We start from the raw sequence: 16,712 nt of genomic DNA on the forward strand, positions 1-16,712 counted from the left end.
CCCTACAGGAAATGAGGGTATAAGAAATAAACAACGGAAAACGCAGGGTTAATAAACGGGGATTTTACTGTTGGAGGGATGTTGAATTGAGGTGAAAAGTCCCCCTCCCGCAGGAGAGGGACTTTTGATTAGTTACCGCCGAACATATCTTTGATCCAGCCCGCGACGCCGTCGCTGTCCTTCTTCTCATTCTGCTGCTGCGGCTGTTGTTGCTGCTGCGGCTGCTGCTGAGGAGAAGACTGCTCAAACGGGTTGCCCGTCGGCTCTGGCGTTGGCGCCTGGCACAGGGAGTCCGGGTTGGAGGTCCAGACCGGAACGCTACGCATCCCGCCACCACACACGAAGTTGCCCGACTGATCCACGCCCATATCGACGATATCTTCCGGTGGCGTCAGGGTTAACGGCACCGGCGACTGGTTAGCCAGATAGCGCTGGTAAATCGACATCGCCCCGCTGGCACCGTACAGTTTCGTCGGCTGGTTGTTGTCGCGTCCGACCCAGGTAATCACCACTTCACGCCCGTCGATGCCCGCAAACCAGGTATCGACGTTGTTGTTGGTGGTCCCGGTTTTACCCGCCAGATGCAGACCCGGGTACTTCGCGCCAAGCTGGCGACCGGTCCCGCGCTGTACCACCTGCTGCATGGTCCACAGAGTCATGTAGGCGGCCTGCGCCGGTACGGCACGCTCCGCCTGCGGGAAGCTCTGGTACAGCGGGGTGCCATCTTCGGCAATCACCGAACGCAACGCCGAGAGCGGAGCACGGTTACCGCCGCTGCCGATGGTCTGGAACGCCTGCGCCACTTCAATTGGCGTCAGGTTCAGGGCACCTAACAGCATGGCCGGAACCGGATGCAGCTGATCTTTTGGCACCCCCAGCTTCAGCCAGGTATCGGTTACCGCTGGCAGACCCAGTGCCATTCCGAGGTTAACCGTTGGCACGTTCATGGACCGCGTCAGGGCGTCCACCAGCATCACCTGACCGCTGTACTGTTTGTCGTCGTTCTGCGGCGACCACACCTGGCCGTTTGGCTGGCGCAGGGCAATCGGGGCATCGGCAATCCAGGTATTGAGACGATACTGGTTCGGCTGGCTCAGGGCGGTGAGATAGGTCGCCGGTTTTGCCAGGGAGCCGATCGAACGGCGTGCCTGCATGGCGCGGTTGTAGCCCGCAAACTGCGGCTCTGCCCCGCCGACCATCGCCCGCACTTCACCGGTGGTCCGATCGACCACCACCATCGCGGTCTCCAGATCGCTCAGCTTACGCTGCTTTTTCAGTGCCGGAATGCCTTCCACCGCCGCTTTCTCTGCGGCATCCTGCGCCACCGAGTCAAAGGTGGTGAAGATCTTCACGCCGGAGAGATCTTTCACTTTGTCGCCCAGCTTAGCCTGCAGCTCCTGACGCACCATCTGCATAAAGGCAGGCTGCGGGGAGATCACGCCGCCACGCGGCTGGACGCCTAACGGACGCGCGCTGAGCATGTCGTACAGCTCCTGGTCGATCACCTGCTGCTGTTGCAGCAGACGCAGGACCAGATTACGACGTTCCAGCGCCAGCTTCGGGTTACGCCACGGGTTGTAGATTGACGCTCCTTTCACCATGCCCACCAGCAGCGCCTGCTGGTCGAGGCTCAGCTCTTCCACCGGACGGCCAAAGTAGTAGAGACTCGCCAGCGGGAAGCCGCGGATTTCATTGTCGCCGCTCTGACCGAGGTAGACCTCGTTCATGTACAGCTCAAGGATGCGATCTTTGCTGTAGCGGGCGTCCATCAGCACCGCCATGTACGCTTCGTTGGCCTTACGCCAGTAGGAACGTTCGCTGGAGAGGAACAGGTTCTTCACCAACTGCTGGGTCAGGGTACTTGCCCCCTGCACCGTCCGTCCGGCGGTCAGGTTGGCCAGCACCGCACGACCAATGGAGTACAGGCTGACGCCATCGTGCTCATAGAAGTGACGGTCTTCGGTTGCCAGCAGAGTATCCACCAGCAGATCCGGGAAGCCGTTACGTGCGACAAACAGACGCTGCTCGCCGTTTGGCGAGGAGAGCATGGTGATCAGCCGCGGATCGAGACGGAAGAAACCGAACTGACGGTTGTTCTCCATGTTCTCGATGGTGTCGATATGATCGCCGTCGAAGGTCAGACGCGCACGCACCTGCCCCTCTTTGCTGTCCGGGAAATCAAACGGACGACGGATCATCTCGATGCTTTTCGCCTGCACCGTAAACTCACCAGGACGGGTCATCTTCGTCACCTGGCGGTACTGGGTGGCCTCCAGCAGCTTGACCATCTCGTTCTTGCTGATGGTCATCTCCGGCTCGAGGTTGACCATCCGGCCATACACCGCCGCTGGCAATTGCCAGACTTTACCGTCGATACGGCTGCGGATCTTCTGATCCAGATAGACGCCGTAGATCGCCAGCAGGACGATGAAAACAATTAACAGCTTCAGCAGCAGCCAGAACCAGCCGCGCTTGCCGCGAGGTTTACCTTTTTTGCCTTTTCCTTTACGTGGCACGGGCGCTTCATCCTCATACTCATTATCAACGTCGTCATACTCCTCATCACTGAGGCGACGACGGCCTGCCTTTTCTTTCGCCGGACGTGAAGGCTTTCCTTTACGTCCTATTGGCTCGCGGTCATTCCCCGCCATGCTCTCTCTCCGCAACTATCAGGCGCAAGGGCCCGATTCTCAGTTCTTCCCCCTGATGGAGGAAGAAGAAATCTCTCAAAATAAACCGCGTTTTCCCCCTCTCCCCGTGGGAGAGGGTCGGGGTGAGGGCATCAGGCCGCTCGGTCCCCATTGCCGGGTGGCGCTACGCTTACCCGGCCTACAATGACCATCACGAATACTTTTTAGTCCGCCGGGTGGGCGCCGTATTCGCCGGATCGTCCGGCCAGACGTGCTTGGGGTAGCGTCCTTTCATCTCTTTTTGTACCTCGCGGTAGCTTCCGGCCCAGAAAGCACCCAGATCGCGGGTGATCTGCAGCGGGCGCTGAGCCGGGGATAACAGCTCCAGCACCAGCGGCACACGCCCCTGGGCAATGGCTGGGGTGGTCGCCTCGCCAAACATCTCCTGCATCCGTACCGCCAGCGCCGGAGGATTATCTTGATGATAACGAATGGCTATCCGGCTGCCGGTCGGCACAGTGTAATGCCCCGGAAGCTCAGTATCCAGACGTTGACGTAACGACCAGTCGGTTAAGTTCTGTAACGCCGCCTTAACATCCAGTGATTTCAGGGCGCGAAGCGAATGTACGCCCTGCATTTGCGGCAGCAGCCACGTCTCAAGGGACGCCAGCAGCGAGGCGTCATCCACCGCCGGCCAGGCAAACTCCGGCAGCCACTGCGCCGCGCAGTGGAGGCGGATCCGGTACTGCTCCGCCTCCGGGGTCCAGTTCAGGACGCTGAGCCCTTTATCGCGGATGCCGTTAAGCATCGCCTGATGCAGCTCCTCTTCCGACGGCTTCGCCAGCGGTTTGACGTTGACCGTCAGGCGGCCAATCTGCGCACGGCGAAAGGCCTTCAGCGTGCCCTGGGTATCATCCCACTCGACGGTGTCAGACTGCGCCACCAGCCCCGGCGAGGTGGCAATCAGGGCATCGATATCCACGGCCAGGCCCAACAAAATGCGGGCATCCGGTGACTGGCTGCCCTGCAATAACAACGGGGCAATCAACCACTCGTGACGGGTCATAGCGTCATCGCTCTGCAGCATCGCCCCCATGCCGTTCGCCAGCTGATAGCGACCGTCGAGCCCGCGGCGGCGGGCGATCCTGTCAGGAAACGCCTTTGCCAGCAGCGCAGGAACGCAATCGCTGTCCGGCGCTCCGCCGCGGCTGTTGAGGCGCGAACTTAACTGCCGGGCGCGCTGCTGCCACTCCGGCTGATTGCGGGAGAAGGCCTGGGCCAGATCGCTACTGCCGCCTCGCGGGGGCTGTTCAAGGATAGCCGCCAGTTTTGCCGCCGTCGCAATTTCGTCTTCACCTCTGGCGCTGGCCAGCATCGCCGCCAGCCGCGGGTCGTTGCCGAGCCTCGCCATCTTCTGGCCAAACGTGCTGAGCTGCTCCCCTGCCAGCGCCCCAAGCTGGGTTAACAGGCGGCGGGCCGCAGCAAGGTTAGTCGCTGGGGGCAGATCCAGCCAGTTCAGTTGGGAAGGATCCCGGCAACCCCATTGCAGGAGTTCCATCAGCAGGCCGCTGAGATCGCTTTGCAACATTTCCGGCGTGCCCTGGGCGGCGGCGCGCTCGGCCTGTTCAAACGGTGTCAGGTGCAGGCAGATGCCCGGCTCTAGTCGCCCGGCACGCCCGGCGCGCTGGGTCATCGAGGCCTGGCTAACGCGCTGGGTCAGCAGGCGGGTCAGACCGGTGCGCGGATCGAAATTCGCCACCCGCTCCTGGGTCGAATCCACCACCAGCCGGATGCCTTCGATGGTCAGACTGGTTTCGGCGATGTTGGTCGCCAGCACCACTTTGCGCTGTCCGACCGGCGCAGGCAGGATCGCCTTACGCTGCTCGGTCAGGGACAGCGCGCCATACAGCGGACAGAGCACCACGTCGTCAGCCACCCGGCGGGCGAGTTGCTCCTGTACGCGCTGGATCTCGATCACCCCCGGCAAAAACAGCAGCAGCGAGCCGGGCTCCTGGCGCAGCAGTTCGGCAGTCGCCACCGCTACCGCTTCGTCGAAACGCTGCTGGTTGGAGAGCGACTGATAGCGCCGCTCAACCGGGAAGGTACGCCCCTCAGAAACGATCGTCGGTGCCTCAGGGAGCAGGCGCTGAAGCCGGTCGTTGTCCAGGGTCGCGGACATGATCAGCAGCTTAAGATCGTCCCGTAGCCCCTGCTGGACATCCAGCAGCAGCGCCAGAGCCAGATCCGCCTGCAGGCTGCGCTCGTGGAACTCATCGAGGATCACCAGCCCTACGCCGGTCAGCTCGGGATCCTGCTGCAGCATCCGGGTGAGGATCCCCTCGGTGACCACCTCCAGCCGGGTATTCGCCCCCACGCAGGTTTCAGCCCGCATCCGGTAGCCCACTGTCTCTCCCGGTTTTTCCCCCAGCAGATCGGCAAGACGCTGCGCCACGTTGCGGGCGGCGATCCGCCGCGGTTCGAGCAGAATAATTTTGCCGTTAATTTCCCCCTGAGCCAGAATCTGCAGCGGCAGCCACGTCGATTTCCCCGCACCGGTGGGCGCAGTAAGCAGAACCTGGGGGGCGTGGTGTAACGCGAGGAGAAGTTCAGGAAGGACAGCGGCGACCGGCAACAGGGACACGAATGGCTCCAGAGGGTTAACTTTAGACGGCGTACATTGTAGCATCGCCACAATTCATTACCGAGTGCCCCGTATGTCTGAGTCGAAAAGGCTGTTTTTTGCCATTGAAATGCCTGCCCCGATCCAGCGGCAGATCGTGCGCTGGCGCGCCGACCACTTTGCCCCGGAAGCGGGCCGCCCGGTGGCCGGGGCCAACCTGCACCTGACGCTGGCGTTTTTAGGGGATGTCAGCGACGAGAAACGTCAGGCGCTGGCGGCGATGGCCGGACGCATTCGCCAGCCGGGGTTTACCCTGACCCTGGACGATGCCGGGCAGTGGCTGCGCTCCCGCGTCGTCTGGCTGGGTACCCGCCAGCCGCCCCGGGGAGTGTTGCAGCTGGCGAATATGCTGCGAGCCCAGGCAGCGCGCAGCGGCTGTTACCAGAGCCCGCAGCCGTTTCACCCGCATATCACCCTGCTGCGCGACGCCAGCCACGCGGTGGCCATTCCGCCGCCGGGTTTTCGGTGGACGTTTCCGGTGACAGAATTTGTCCTCTACGAGAGCCTTTTTGCCGGAGGGCGCACCCGCTATACGCCGCTCCAGCGCTGGACGCTTACCGAATAACAAGGAATCTGCATGCTGTTTACCCCTGCCCTGAAACCCGCCACGCTGGTGCAGCGCTACAAGCGTTTTCTCGCCGACGTGGTGACACCGGAAGGCGAAACGCTGACCCTGCACTGCCCGAACACCGGGGCGATGACCGGCTGCGCCACGCCCGGCGATACCGTCTGGTACTCCACCTCTTCCAATATCAAACGCAAATATCCCCACACCTGGGAAATAACCCAGACTGCCGCCGGAGACTATATTTGCGTCAATACGCTACGGGCGAACCAGCTGGTCAAAGAGGCGATTACTCTGGATTTAATTCCTGAACTGTGCGGTTACAACACCTTAAAAAGTGAAGTGAAATATGGTGCTGAAAACAGCAGAATCGACTTTATGTTGCAGGCAGAGGATCGCCCTGAGTGCTATATTGAAGTGAAATCAGTCACGTTAGCTGAAAGGGATAATGGCTACTTTCCGGATGCGGTCACGCTGCGAGGGCAGAAGCATCTCCGGGAGTTGATAAGTGTGGCGGCGGCAGGCAAGCGCGCCGTGCTGTTATTTGCGGTGTTGCACAGCGCAATTGGACGATTTTCACCCGCCCGCCATATTGACCTTAAGTACGCGCAACTGTTGAATGAGGCACAGAAGCAGGGGGTCGAGGTTTTGGCTTATAAAGCGGAACTTTCTGCCGATAATATGACTCTGAGATCCGCTCTTCCCGTCACGTTATAAAAGGGGTTGAGTGTTGTTTATTAAGTGTTCTGGTCGTGTGCGCAAATACGCTTTTCTTCACAGGCTTGTCAAGTGTTACGTTTAGATAATTGCCTTACGGAAAAGCATCTGTTATTTATAGCGGCCTGATTTTTCCCCCAACACGGGGATCGATAGTGCGTGTTAAGGAGAAGCAACATGCAAGAAGGGCAAAACCGTAAAACATCGTCCCTGAGTATTCTCGCCATCGCTGGGGTGGAGCCGTATCAAGAGAAGCCGGGCGAAGAGTATATGAACGAAGCCCAGCTGTCGCACTTCAAGCGAATTCTTGAAGCATGGCGTAATCAACTCAGGGATGAAGTCGATCGCACCGTTACTCATATGCAGGACGAAGCCGCTAACTTCCCGGACCCGGTAGACCGTGCCGCCCAGGAAGAAGAGTTCAGCCTTGAACTGCGTAACCGTGACCGCGAACGCAAACTGATTAAGAAGATTGAAAAGACGCTGAAAAAAGTCGAAGACGAAGATTTCGGCTTCTGCGAGTCCTGCGGTGTCGAAATCGGCATTCGTCGTCTGGAAGCCCGTCCAACAGCCGACCTGTGCATCGACTGCAAAACGCTGGCAGAAATCCGCGAAAAACAGATGGCCGGTTAATTCCGACCCTGTCATAACGCTATCACAGGCGGGAGTCTTCTCCCGCCTGATTACTTTCTGCGCTGTGTGATTATGCCTGCTGACTATATTGGGCGCTTCGCGCCATCCCCCTCTGGCGAACTGCATTTCGGCTCGCTCATTGCCGCGCTTGGCAGCTATCTGCAAGCCCGTGCCCGCCAGGGTATCTGGCGTGTACGTATCGAAGATATTGACCCCCCGCGTGAAGTTCCCGGTGCAGCAGAGACCATTCTGCGTCAGCTGGAACATTACGGCCTGCACTGGGACGGCGAGGTGCTGTGGCAATCTCAGCGTCACGACGCCTATCGCGAGCGCCTGGCCTGGCTGCACGCCCAGGGACTCTCCTACTACTGCACCTGCACCCGCGCGCGCATTCAGAGCGTCGGCGGCGTCTATGACGGCCATTGCCGCACGCTGCATCATGGCCCGGAAAACGCGGCGGTGCGCGTAGTGCAACAGCATCCGGTGACCTGCTTTACCGACCAGTTGCAAGGCCTGCTCCACGCCGATCCACGGCTGGCGGATGAGGATTTTATTATCCATCGCCGGGACGGGCTGTTTGCTTACAATCTGGCGGTGGTGGTGGATGACCATTTCCAGGGAGTAAACGAGATTGTCCGCGGGGCCGATCTGATCGAACCCACCGTGCGGCAGATTTCGCTCTACCAGCTGTTTGGCTGGCCGGTGCCGGACTATATCCATTTGCCGCTGGTGGTGAATGAAAAAGGGATGAAACTCTCGAAACAGAATCATGCCCCGGCATTACCGACAGGCGATCCTCGCCCAGTTCTTATCAATGCTTTACAATTTCTCAACCAGGATGTAACACATGAGTGGCAGGATCTGCGAACCGAAGAATTACTGGAAAAAGCGGTGGCCCAGTGGTCGCTAAACCGCGTGCCGAAAATCCAGCATTCTCAAATGCGTCTCGCTGAGCTATGATTAGCCGCTATTTTTTGTCCTGAATTCTGAAACACACACTACCGAGGTGTACTATTTTTACCCGAGTCGCTAATTTTTGCCGTAAGGTGCTGAGCCGCGATGAGAGCATGGCGGATGACGTCATTGTTCAAAATACGATGTCGGTTATTCCGCGCGAGCAGCATGCTATTTCCCGCAAAGATATCAGTGAAAACGCCCTGAAGGTCCTTTATCGCCTGAATAAAGCTGGCTATGAGGCCTATCTTGTTGGTGGCGGGGTGCGTGACTTACTGCTGGGCAAAAAGCCAAAAGATTTTGACGTGACCACCAGCGCCACGCCTGAGCAGGTGCGTAAATTATTCCGCAACTGCCGCCTGGTCGGTCGTCGCTTCCGTCTTGCTCACGTCATGTTTGGCCCAGAAATCATCGAAGTCGCCACCTTCCGTGGTCATCACGAAGGTACCCCATCAGACCGGACGACCTCTCAGCAGGGTCAGAACGGCATGCTGCTGCGTGACAACATCTTTGGTTCTATCGAAGAAGATGCTCAGCGCCGCGATTTCACTATCAACAGCCTCTATTACAGCGTGGCTGACTTTACCGTCCGCGATTTCGTCGGTGGCGTGCCGGATCTGAAAGCGGGTCTGATCCGCCTGATCGGCAACCCGGAAACGCGCTACCGTGAAGATCCGGTGCGTATGCTGCGCGCCGTGCGTTTCGCCGCCAAGCTGGATATGCAGATCAGCCCTGAGACCGCCGAGCCGATCCCGCGCCTGGCCACACTTATCAACGATGTGCCACCGGCGCGTCTGTTTGAAGAGGCGCTGAAGCTGCTGCAGGCAGGTCACGGTTTTGCTACCTATCAGCTGCTGCGCGAATACAGCCTGTTCCAGCCCCTGTTCCCGACCATCACGCGTAATTTCACCGAAAAAGGTGACAGCGCAATGGAACGCATCATCGACCAGGTGCTGAAGAATACCGATAACCGCATTCAGAACGATATGCGCGTTAACCCGGCATTCCTGTTTGCGGCGATGTTCTGGTATCCGCTGCTGGAAACCGCGCAGAAGATTGCCCAGGAAAGCGGTCTGGCCTATTACGACGCTTTCGCCCTGGCCGCCAACGACGTGCTTGATGAAGCCTGCCGCTCGCTGGCGATCCCGAAACGCATTACCACGCTGGTGCGTGATATCTGGCAGCTTCAGCTGCGGATGTCCCGTCGTCAGGGTAAACGCGCGTGGAAGTTAATGGAGCATCCAAAATTCCGTGCAGCTTACGATCTGATGGCCCTGCGTGCCGAAGCGGAAAACAACCGCGAGCTGCAGCTTCTGGTGCAGTGGTGGGGTGAGTTCCAGGTGTCAGCACCACCGGCACAGAAAGACATGCTGGGCGATCTGGATGAAGATCCGGCTCCGCGTCGTCGTCATCGTCGTCCACGCAAGCGCGCGCCGCGTCGCGAAGGCGCGGCATGACGCTGGCGTATATCGCCATCGGCAGCAATCTGGCCTCTCCCCTGGAGCAGGTCAATGCTGCCGTTCAGGCGTTAGGCGACATCCCGCAATCCCGCGTTGTTGCCCTCTCCTCGTTTTACCGCACTCCCCCGCTGGGCCCGCAGGATCAGCCCGACTACCTGAACGCCGCCATTGCGCTGAAGACCGCGCTCAGCGCCGAATCGCTGCTGGACAATACCCAGCGCATCGAGCTGCAGCAGGGTCGCGTGCGTAAAGAAGAACGCTGGGGACCGCGCACCCTCGACCTGGACATCATGCTGTTTGGTGATGCGGTGATTAACACCGAGCGCCTGACGGTGCCGCATTACGACATGAAGCGCCGCGGTTTTATGCTCTGGCCGCTGTTCGAAATTGCCCCTGACCTCATCTTCCCCGATGGCGAAACGTTGAGCGATCTTCTTGCCCATCTGAACGCTGAAAAACCCGCACGCTGGTAACGCCACTTTTCTGTTAATAAACCCTAAATCTTTTATGGTTTATCGAACATCTAAAATCATTGTTCCCTCGAATGTTACTGTTAGAATGCGCAAAGATTCGCTTTGGGCTATCAGGAAACAGTATGAAACCAACCACCATCGCCACCTTGCAGAAATGCAAACAGGACAAGCAGCGCTTCGCCACGATTACGGCCTATGACTACAGCTTCGCCAAACTCTTTGCCGAAGAGGGCATTAACGTCATGCTGGTTGGCGACTCGTTAGGGATGACGGTCCAGGGACATGACTCCACGCTGCCGGTGACGGTAGAGGATATTGCTTACCATACCCGGGCGGTGCGTCGCGGGGCTCCCGCCTGCCTGCTGCTCGCCGATTTACCGTTTATGGCGTATGCCACCCCGGAGCAGGCGTTTGAGAATGCCGCCACGGTGATGCGCGCCGGGGCCAATATGGTCAAAGTGGAAGGCGGCGCCTGGCTGGTTGAGACCGTGCGCATGCTCACCGAGCGCGCAGTGCCGGTCTGCGGCCATCTGGGGTTAACCCCACAGTCGGTCAATATCTTTGGCGGCTACAAGGTGCAGGGCCGCGGTGACGCCGCCCAGACGCTGTTTGACGATGCGCTGGCCATCGAAGCCGCGGGCGCCCAGCTGCTGGTGCTGGAGTGCGTGCCGGTCGCGCTGGCGAAACGCATCACCGACGCGCTCACTATTCCGGTGATCGGCATTGGTGCCGGTAACGTCACCGACGGCCAGATCCTGGTGATGCACGACGCGTTTGGCATCACCGGCGGGCATATCCCGAAATTTGCGAAGAATTTCCTTAGCGACGCAGGCGACATGCGCGGCGCGGTCAGGCAGTATATTGCCGACGTTGAATCGGGTGTTTACCCGGGTGAAGAACACAGTTTCCATTAAGGAGTCTCGTTGTGCTAATCATTGAAACCCTGCCGCTGCTGCGCCAGCACATTCGTCGTTTGCGCCAGGAAGGCAAACGTATCGCCCTGGTGCCCACCATGGGCAACCTGCATGACGGCCACATGAAGCTGGTGGACGAAGCCAAAGCCCGCGCCGATGTGGTGGTGGTGAGTATCTTCGTTAACCCGATGCAGTTTGATCGTGCCGACGACCTGGCGCGCTACCCGCGCACGCTGCAGGAAGATTGCGAGAAGCTGAAAAAGCATAAGGTGGATTTCGTCTTCTCCCCGGCCCCGAATGATGTCTATCCGAAAGGCACGGAAGAGACCACCTTTGTTGACGTGCCTGGCATCTCCACCATGCTGGAAGGGGCCAGCCGTCCGGGTCACTTCCGCGGCGTCTCCACCATCGTCAGCAAGCTGTTTAACCTGGTGCAGCCGGATATCGCCTGCTTCGGTGAGAAAGATTTCCAGCAGCTGGCGCTGATCCGCAAGATGGTGGCCGACATGGGCTACGACATCGAGATCGTTGGCGTGCCGATCGTGCGCGCCAAAGATGGTCTGGCGCTGAGTTCGCGCAACGGCTATCTCACCGCTGACCAGCGTAAAATCGCCCCGGCTCTGTACAAGGTGATGAGCAACATGGCCGCCCAGCTGAAGAATAAAGAGCTGAGCAGCGAAGAGATTGTGGCCCTGGCAGAACAGGCGCTGAACGACGGCGGCTTACGCGCTGACGATGTGCAGATCCGCGATGCCGACACCCTGCTGGCGCTCTCGTCTGACAGCAAACGGGCGGTGATCCTGGTGGCCGCATGGCTCGGCCAGGCGCGTCTGATTGATAACACAGTAGTTGAACTGGCTCAGTAAGCACTGAGCATATCCATGCTAACGGATTAGTTTCCTCAGCCCCTTCTTCGGAGGGGGATACGACAAAGAGTTAAGGTAACGTCATGATTCGCAAAATGCTGCAAGGTAAGCTTCACCGTGTGAAGGTCACGCAGGCCGATCTGCATTATGAAGGCTCCTGCGCGATCGACCAGGATTTTCTCGACGCAGCGGGTATTCTTGAAAACGAAGCCATTGATATCTGGAACGTGAGTAACGGTAACCGTTTCTCAACCTACGCTATCGCGGCTGAACGGGGTTCTAAAATTATCTCCGTCAACGGTGCGGCAGCGCACTGCGCCAACGTGGATGATATCGTCATCATCGCCAGCTTTGTCATGATGTCCGATGAAGAAGCGCGCCGCTGGCAGCCAAAAGTGGCCTACTTTGAAGGGGATAACGACATGAAACGTACCGCGAAAGCGATTCCGGTTCAGGTCGCCTGATTTTTATCCTTGCGGCTGATTACTGATCAGCCGCGACATCGTCTCTAACGAATCCGTTCTGAGCACATATAAGCGCTTCAGCAGGAATGGATTATCCCCCGGTTTCACCTTCCCTTTCACCGTCGTCACCGCCAGATGAAAACCAGCGTCGTTAGCCGCTTTTACCGCGTTATCGCTATAGCCGCCGAACGGGTACGAAAGGTAGAGCACATGCGGGTTAAACTGCGCCAGCGCGCGATGGGAGTGCTTAAAGTCCATCACGATGTTCTGGTAACTGCGGCTCAGCAGAATCGGATGACGGTTGTTATCCACCCGGTGCAGGAAATGGGTGTGTGACTGCACGTCAAACACGTCCTGGATCTCACGCAGCTCGGAAATGCTCATAAACTGCAGCGATTTCGGGTCCCATTTCAGCGGATGGGCTTTGATCCGCGACGAGATAATAAATGCCGTGGCGTGAAAGCCGTACTGCTTCAGGATCGGCCAGGCGTAGCGGCTGACCGATTTCAGGCCATCGTCAAAGGTGATCACCACCGCGCGGGCCGGCAGGTTCATTTTGTTACGCACGTAGCCTTCCAGCTGGTACATCGTCAGAGTGGTGTAACCCTGGTCGCGCAACCAGGCCATCTGGTTATTGAAGGCGCGCACGCTGGTGGTGGTTGAGGTATGGCGAAAACGGGTGTTCTCTTCGTCGCGCAGGATATGGTGATAAGTCAGCACCGGCAGGCCGTTATCCTCCTGCGCGTCCAGGCTGCTGACCCAGGCGAGGCGGTTGGCGATGCGGATCTGATACCAGGTCTGATTAAGCCGGTCCTTCAGCTTGCTGAGGATCGGATAACGCAGATTGTTGGCCAGAGTGCCAAACGGCGCGCTGCCGGCATTGGGGGCGTTGTAGACCGGCGTGTCCTTCCAGGTGATCAGGTTCTGATTGCTGAGCGGTTTGTTCAGATCCCCCAGGCTGTCCTCCACCCGCTGTTTACCCTGCACCTTGCCGAGATGGCCTTTGTCGATAAAGCCGGTACCAAAGCCAAAGCGGAACTCATAGTAATCCGCCGCGGTGGGCACCACCGCAATGATTTGCCCGGCACGCAGGTTGCCTACGGTGACGACCTTGTTGCCCACCTGCGCCCAGATAGCGGCATCTTCGGTGGTTTGCATATAGCGGGGCGGAAGCCCTTGCTGGCTGAGCAGACTGGCAGAGACGCCGCCGGAGACCAGCAGCAGAAGCAGGAAAAAGATACGCGAGAACATAGGGTTTTATTCAGTACGAAAAACTGACGGCATTGTAACAAAAGCGCCAGTAATACCAATGCCTAATATTTCTCCACGCTATGGAGCAGAACAAAGGGTGGGTTTTTCTGCTGCTGATGCCACAGGCTGCTGACCTCCGGTGCACCGCGGGCCACGATGGTGTCGCGAAAGCCGGTGCTGTCGGTCATCTCCCGCAGGGGATACATCATCTCCAGCAAGGGATAACCGATCCCGGAGATCACTTCGCAATTGTCGTGCTTGTGGCTGAGTAGCGCCGCTGCGCGATAGGGGGCGGCGCCAGAGATATCGGTCAGGAAGATCACCCCGTCACCGCTGTCGACCTGATGCTGGGCATCGCACAGCATACGGCTGAGCATATTGACGCTTAATCCGCGCCAGAAATTGACCACCTGGCACTGCACCAGCGGCCCAAACCGGACGGCGAGCTTATCCGCCATCTCCTGCGCATGTTCGTCATGGCACGTGATTACCCAACCCAGCATCGTCACCTCTCATCAGAAAGGGGTAGTCTAGCGGGGTCGGGAGAATATGGGGGTGATGATGGTCAATAAACCGGCCCGGCAACAGAACGCCGCCGGGCCTGAGGATCAGCTGCGCAGTCCGCGTCCGCGCTGGATCAGGTTCCAGCACAGCAGATAGAAGGCCACGATAAAGATCACCAGCACGCCGACGGTGGTTACCAGCGGTACATCGGAAATACCGAGGAAGCCAAAGCGGAAACCGCTGATCATATAGACGATCGGGTTCAGGTGTGACAGCCCCTGCCAGAACGGCGGCAGCAGCGTCAGGGAGTAGAAAACCCCGCCGAGGTAGGTCAGCGGCGTCAGGACGAAGGTCGGGATCAGGCTGATATCGTCAAAGGTCTTGGCGAATACCGCATTCAGCAGACCGGCCAGTGAGAACAGCACCGCCGTCAGCAGCAGCGTCAGGCCGACAAACAGCCAGGAGTGCACCTGGAACGGCACAAAGAACAGGGAAATCGCCGTCACCAGGACGCCGACGCACAGGCCGCGCGCCACCCCGCCGCCGACGTAGCCAGCGATGATAACGTGGGTAGGCACCGGGGCCACCAACAGCTCTTCAATGTTGCGCTGGAACTTGGCGCTGAAGAACGATGACGCCACGTTGGCATAGGCGTTGGTGATCACCGCCATCATGATCAGGCCGGGCACGATAAACTGCATATAGGTGAAGCCGTGCATCTCACCGATCCGCGAGCCAATCAGGTTGCCGAAGATAATAAAGTAGAGGGTCATGGTGATCACCGGCGGCACCAGGGTCTGGATCCAGATGCGCATAAAGCGGTTGATCTCTTTGGCCCAGATACTTTTCAGCGCCACCCAGTAAAGCTGCATCATGCGCGATCTCCTTGTTTTTCATGGACCAGCGAGACGAACAGCTCTTCCAGTCGGTTTGCTTTGTTACGCATACTTAATACCTGAATCCCCTGCTGGCTCAGCTGGCTGAAGACGCTGTTAATCCCCTGCTCGCGCAGGACTTCCACTTCCAGGGTGGAGGTATCCACCAGACGGTACTGATAGCCTTCCAGCTTCGGCAGGGCGCTTTTCGCCGCCAGATCGAGAATAAAGGTTTCTGATTTCAGCTTGGAGAGCAGGCTCTTCATCGAGGTGTTTTCCACCAGCTCGCCATGCTGAATGATGCCGATGTTACGGCACAGCATCTCCGCCTCTTCCAGATAGTGGGTGGTGAGAATGATGGTGGTGCCTTTATCGTTTAAATCCTTCAAAAAGCCCCACATCGAGCGGCGAAGTTCGATATCCACCCCGGCAGTCGGTTCATCCAGAATCAGCAGTTTTGGCTCATGCATTAACGCCCGGGCAATCATCAGACGACGCTTCATGCCGCCGGACAACATCCGCGCACGTTCGTTTCGTTTTTCCCATAAATCGAGCTGTTTGAGGTACTTTTCGCTGCGCTCAACCGCCTCTTTGCGCTCCACGCCGTAATAGCCCGCCTGGTTAACCACAATCTGCTGAACGGTCTCAAACGGATTGAAGTTGAACTCCTGCGGCACCAGCCCCAGCTGGCGCTTGGCGTTCACCACGTCCTTTTCCAGGTCGTAGCCGAAGACCTTTACATGGCCAGAGGACTTATTCACCAGCGAGCTGATAATGCCGATGGTGGTGGATTTACCTGCCCCGTTGGGCCCCAGAAGCGCATAAAAATCACCGGCTTCGACTTTAAGATCTATGCCGCGCAGTGCCTGGACACCACCCGGATAGGTTTTTTTAAGCTGCTCGAGCTCCAGTGCAATGGTCATGAAATAGAGTTACCTATAGTGCTGACACGCGAAGTGTTGTTTTAAAAAAAATGGAGTTGCCCTATATTAGCGCAACGCATTAACCCGGTTACAGGCCGTTTATCTCCATGAATGACATAGATACACTCATCAGCAATAACGCACTATGGTCAAAGATGCTGCTGGAGGAAGATTCCGGATTTTTTGAGAAACTGTCTCAGGCGCAGAAACCACGCTTTCTCTGGATTGGATGCTCCGACAGCCGCGTTCCCGCTGAACGTCTGACTGGCCTCGAACCGGGCGAACTCTTTGTTCACCGTAACGTCGCAAACCTGGTGATCCACACCGACCTGAACTGCCTGTCCGTGGTGCAATACGCCATTGACGTGCTGGAAGTCGAACACATCATTATTTGCGGTCACTACGGCTGCGGCGGTGTACAGGCGGCGGTCGAGAACACCGAACTGGGTCTGATCGACAACTGGCTGCTGCACATTCGTGATATCTGGTTCAAACATAGCTCACTGCTGGGGCAAATGCCGCAGGAGCGTCGTCTGGATACCCTGTGTGAACTGAACGTGATGGAGCAGGTCTATAACCTCGGCCACTCCACTATTATGCGGTCTGCGTGGAAGCGCGGGCAGAAAGTGACGATCCACGGCTGGGCGTACGGCATCCACGATGGCCTGCTGCGCGATCTGGAAGTCACTGCCACCAACCGGGAAACCCTTGAGCAGCGCTACCGTCGCGGCGTCTCAAACCTGACCCAGAAGCACGATAATCATAAGTAAGCCCGCAAAAAAGCCGGGTGGCGGCGTCGCCTT

Annotated in this window: 16 protein-coding genes; 10 read left to right on the forward strand and 6 right to left on the reverse strand. The window is 58.2% G+C overall.

The genetic code is table 11. The features are described from left to right. Positions 1-128: 128 nt before the first annotated feature. Both mrcB and hrpB read right to left on the reverse strand, forming a co-directional pair. Positions 129-2,651, reverse strand: a complete 2,523-nt coding sequence (gene mrcB, locus LG383_RS15050) for a bifunctional glycosyl transferase/transpeptidase (protein WP_225759559.1) — start codon at positions 2,649-2,651, stop codon at positions 129-131. 190 nt (positions 2,652-2,841) lie between these two features. Beyond that, positions 2,842-5,271, reverse strand: coding sequence for an ATP-dependent helicase HrpB (gene hrpB / locus LG383_RS15055; protein ID WP_225759560.1), 2,430 nt, complete (start codon positions 5,269-5,271; stop codon positions 2,842-2,844). A 73-nt stretch (positions 5,272-5,344) separates the two neighbouring features. On the opposite strand from hrpB, the gene thpR reads away from it, so the two are divergent. From thpR to panD, 9 genes are all read left to right on the forward strand, one after another. Further along, the gene (gene thpR, locus LG383_RS15060) at positions 5,345-5,875 is read left to right on the forward strand and encodes an RNA 2',3'-cyclic phosphodiesterase (protein ID WP_106994282.1); all 531 of its coding nucleotides are present in this window, start codon (positions 5,345-5,347) and stop codon (positions 5,873-5,875) included. A 12-nt stretch (positions 5,876-5,887) separates the two neighbouring features. Continuing rightward, on the forward strand, positions 5,888-6,592 hold the full coding sequence (gene sfsA, locus LG383_RS15065) for a DNA/RNA nuclease SfsA (RefSeq protein WP_225759561.1): 705 nt from the start codon (positions 5,888-5,890) through the stop codon (positions 6,590-6,592). Positions 6,593-6,769: 177 nt separating this feature from the next. Continuing rightward, positions 6,770-7,225 carry an RNA polymerase-binding protein DksA gene (gene dksA, locus LG383_RS15070; protein WP_012016093.1) on the forward strand — a complete coding sequence of 152 codons (456 nt, stop codon included), beginning with the start codon at positions 6,770-6,772 and terminating at the stop codon, positions 7,223-7,225. 72 nt (positions 7,226-7,297) lie between these two features. After that, positions 7,298-8,185 (forward strand): tRNA glutamyl-Q(34) synthetase GluQRS, encoded by an 888-nt coding sequence (gene gluQRS / locus LG383_RS15075; protein WP_106994330.1) that lies wholly within the window; start codon positions 7,298-7,300, stop codon positions 8,183-8,185. 53 nt (positions 8,186-8,238) lie between these two features. Then, on the forward strand, positions 8,239-9,636 hold the full coding sequence (gene pcnB / locus LG383_RS15080) for a polynucleotide adenylyltransferase PcnB (protein WP_207630114.1): 1,398 nt from the start codon (positions 8,239-8,241) through the stop codon (positions 9,634-9,636). After that, a complete protein-coding gene (folK, locus tag LG383_RS15085; protein WP_166181617.1) occupies positions 9,633-10,112 on the forward strand; it encodes a 2-amino-4-hydroxy-6-hydroxymethyldihydropteridine diphosphokinase in 480 nt (159 codons plus the stop codon). The genes pcnB and folK overlap by 4 nt, the downstream gene beginning before the upstream one ends. 122 nt (positions 10,113-10,234) lie before the next feature. After that, positions 10,235-11,026, forward strand: a complete 792-nt coding sequence (gene panB, locus LG383_RS15090; protein WP_225759562.1) for a 3-methyl-2-oxobutanoate hydroxymethyltransferase — start codon at positions 10,235-10,237, stop codon at positions 11,024-11,026. An 11-nt stretch (positions 11,027-11,037) separates the two neighbouring features. Next, the gene (gene panC / locus LG383_RS15095; protein WP_166181616.1) at positions 11,038-11,892 is read left to right on the forward strand and encodes a pantoate--beta-alanine ligase; all 855 of its coding nucleotides are present in this window, start codon (positions 11,038-11,040) and stop codon (positions 11,890-11,892) included. Between the two features lie 83 nt (positions 11,893-11,975). Next, a complete protein-coding gene (gene panD / locus LG383_RS15100) occupies positions 11,976-12,356 on the forward strand; it encodes an aspartate 1-decarboxylase (protein ID WP_106994276.1) in 381 nt (126 codons plus the stop codon). Between the two features lie 3 nt (positions 12,357-12,359). Here the strand turns inward: panD and LG383_RS15105 are convergent, their stop codons facing one another. From LG383_RS15105 to LG383_RS15120, 4 genes are all read right to left on the reverse strand, one after another. Then, complete coding sequence (locus LG383_RS15105; protein ID WP_225759563.1) at positions 12,360-13,607, reverse strand: polysaccharide deacetylase family protein; 1,248 nt, start codon at positions 13,605-13,607, stop codon at positions 12,360-12,362. Positions 13,608-13,669: 62 nt separating this feature from the next. Then, positions 13,670-14,110: a PTS sugar transporter subunit IIA gene (locus LG383_RS15110; RefSeq protein WP_106994274.1), complete on the reverse strand. Its 441-nt coding sequence runs from the start codon at positions 14,108-14,110 to the stop codon at positions 13,670-13,672. 105 nt (positions 14,111-14,215) lie between these two features. Further along, entirely contained in the window at positions 14,216-14,986 is a 771-nt protein-coding gene (locus LG383_RS15115) for an ABC transporter permease (RefSeq protein ID WP_106994273.1), read from the reverse strand. Then, positions 14,983-15,909, reverse strand: coding sequence for an ABC transporter ATP-binding protein (locus tag LG383_RS15120; RefSeq protein ID WP_106994272.1), 927 nt, complete (start codon positions 15,907-15,909; stop codon positions 14,983-14,985). Before LG383_RS15120 ends, LG383_RS15115 begins: the two co-directional genes overlap by 4 nt. Positions 15,910-16,016: 107 nt before the next feature. Here LG383_RS15120 and can point away from each other — a divergent pair, with 107 nt between their 5' ends. Beyond that, positions 16,017-16,679: a carbonate dehydratase gene (gene can, locus LG383_RS15125; protein ID WP_106994271.1), complete on the forward strand. Its 663-nt coding sequence runs from the start codon at positions 16,017-16,019 to the stop codon at positions 16,677-16,679. The last annotated feature ends 33 nt before the right edge of the window (positions 16,680-16,712 follow it).

The organism is Leclercia sp. Marseille-Q4284 (assembly GCF_916618945.1).
Taxonomy (GTDB): Bacteria; Pseudomonadota; Gammaproteobacteria; order Enterobacterales; family Enterobacteriaceae; genus Enterobacter; species Enterobacter tamurae.

Coding starts and splice junctions, on each gene's coding strand:
- LG383_RS15105 (WP_225759563.1), bottom strand. CDS start 13,607: ATGTTCTCGCGTATCTTTTTCCTGCTTCTGCTGCTGGTCTCCGGCGGC.
- can (WP_106994271.1), top strand. CDS start 16,017: ATGAATGACATAGATACACTCATCAGCAATAACGCACTATGGTCAAAG.
- LG383_RS15120 (WP_106994272.1), bottom strand. CDS start 15,909: ATGACCATTGCACTGGAGCTCGAGCAGCTTAAAAAAACCTATCCGGGT.
- LG383_RS15115 (WP_106994273.1), bottom strand. CDS start 14,986: ATGATGCAGCTTTACTGGGTGGCGCTGAAAAGTATCTGGGCCAAAGAG.
- dksA (WP_012016093.1), top strand. CDS start 6,770: ATGCAAGAAGGGCAAAACCGTAAAACATCGTCCCTGAGTATTCTCGCC.
- sfsA (WP_225759561.1), top strand. CDS start 5,888: ATGCTGTTTACCCCTGCCCTGAAACCCGCCACGCTGGTGCAGCGCTAC.
- mrcB (WP_225759559.1), bottom strand. CDS start 2,651: ATGGCGGGGAATGACCGCGAGCCAATAGGACGTAAAGGAAAGCCTTCA.
- panD (WP_106994276.1), top strand. CDS start 11,976: ATGATTCGCAAAATGCTGCAAGGTAAGCTTCACCGTGTGAAGGTCACG.
- folK (WP_166181617.1), top strand. CDS start 9,633: ATGACGCTGGCGTATATCGCCATCGGCAGCAATCTGGCCTCTCCCCTG.
- LG383_RS15110 (WP_106994274.1), bottom strand. CDS start 14,110: ATGCTGGGTTGGGTAATCACGTGCCATGACGAACATGCGCAGGAGATG.
- gluQRS (WP_106994330.1), top strand. CDS start 7,298: ATGCCTGCTGACTATATTGGGCGCTTCGCGCCATCCCCCTCTGGCGAA.
- panB (WP_225759562.1), top strand. CDS start 10,235: ATGAAACCAACCACCATCGCCACCTTGCAGAAATGCAAACAGGACAAG.
- thpR (WP_106994282.1), top strand. CDS start 5,345: ATGTCTGAGTCGAAAAGGCTGTTTTTTGCCATTGAAATGCCTGCCCCG.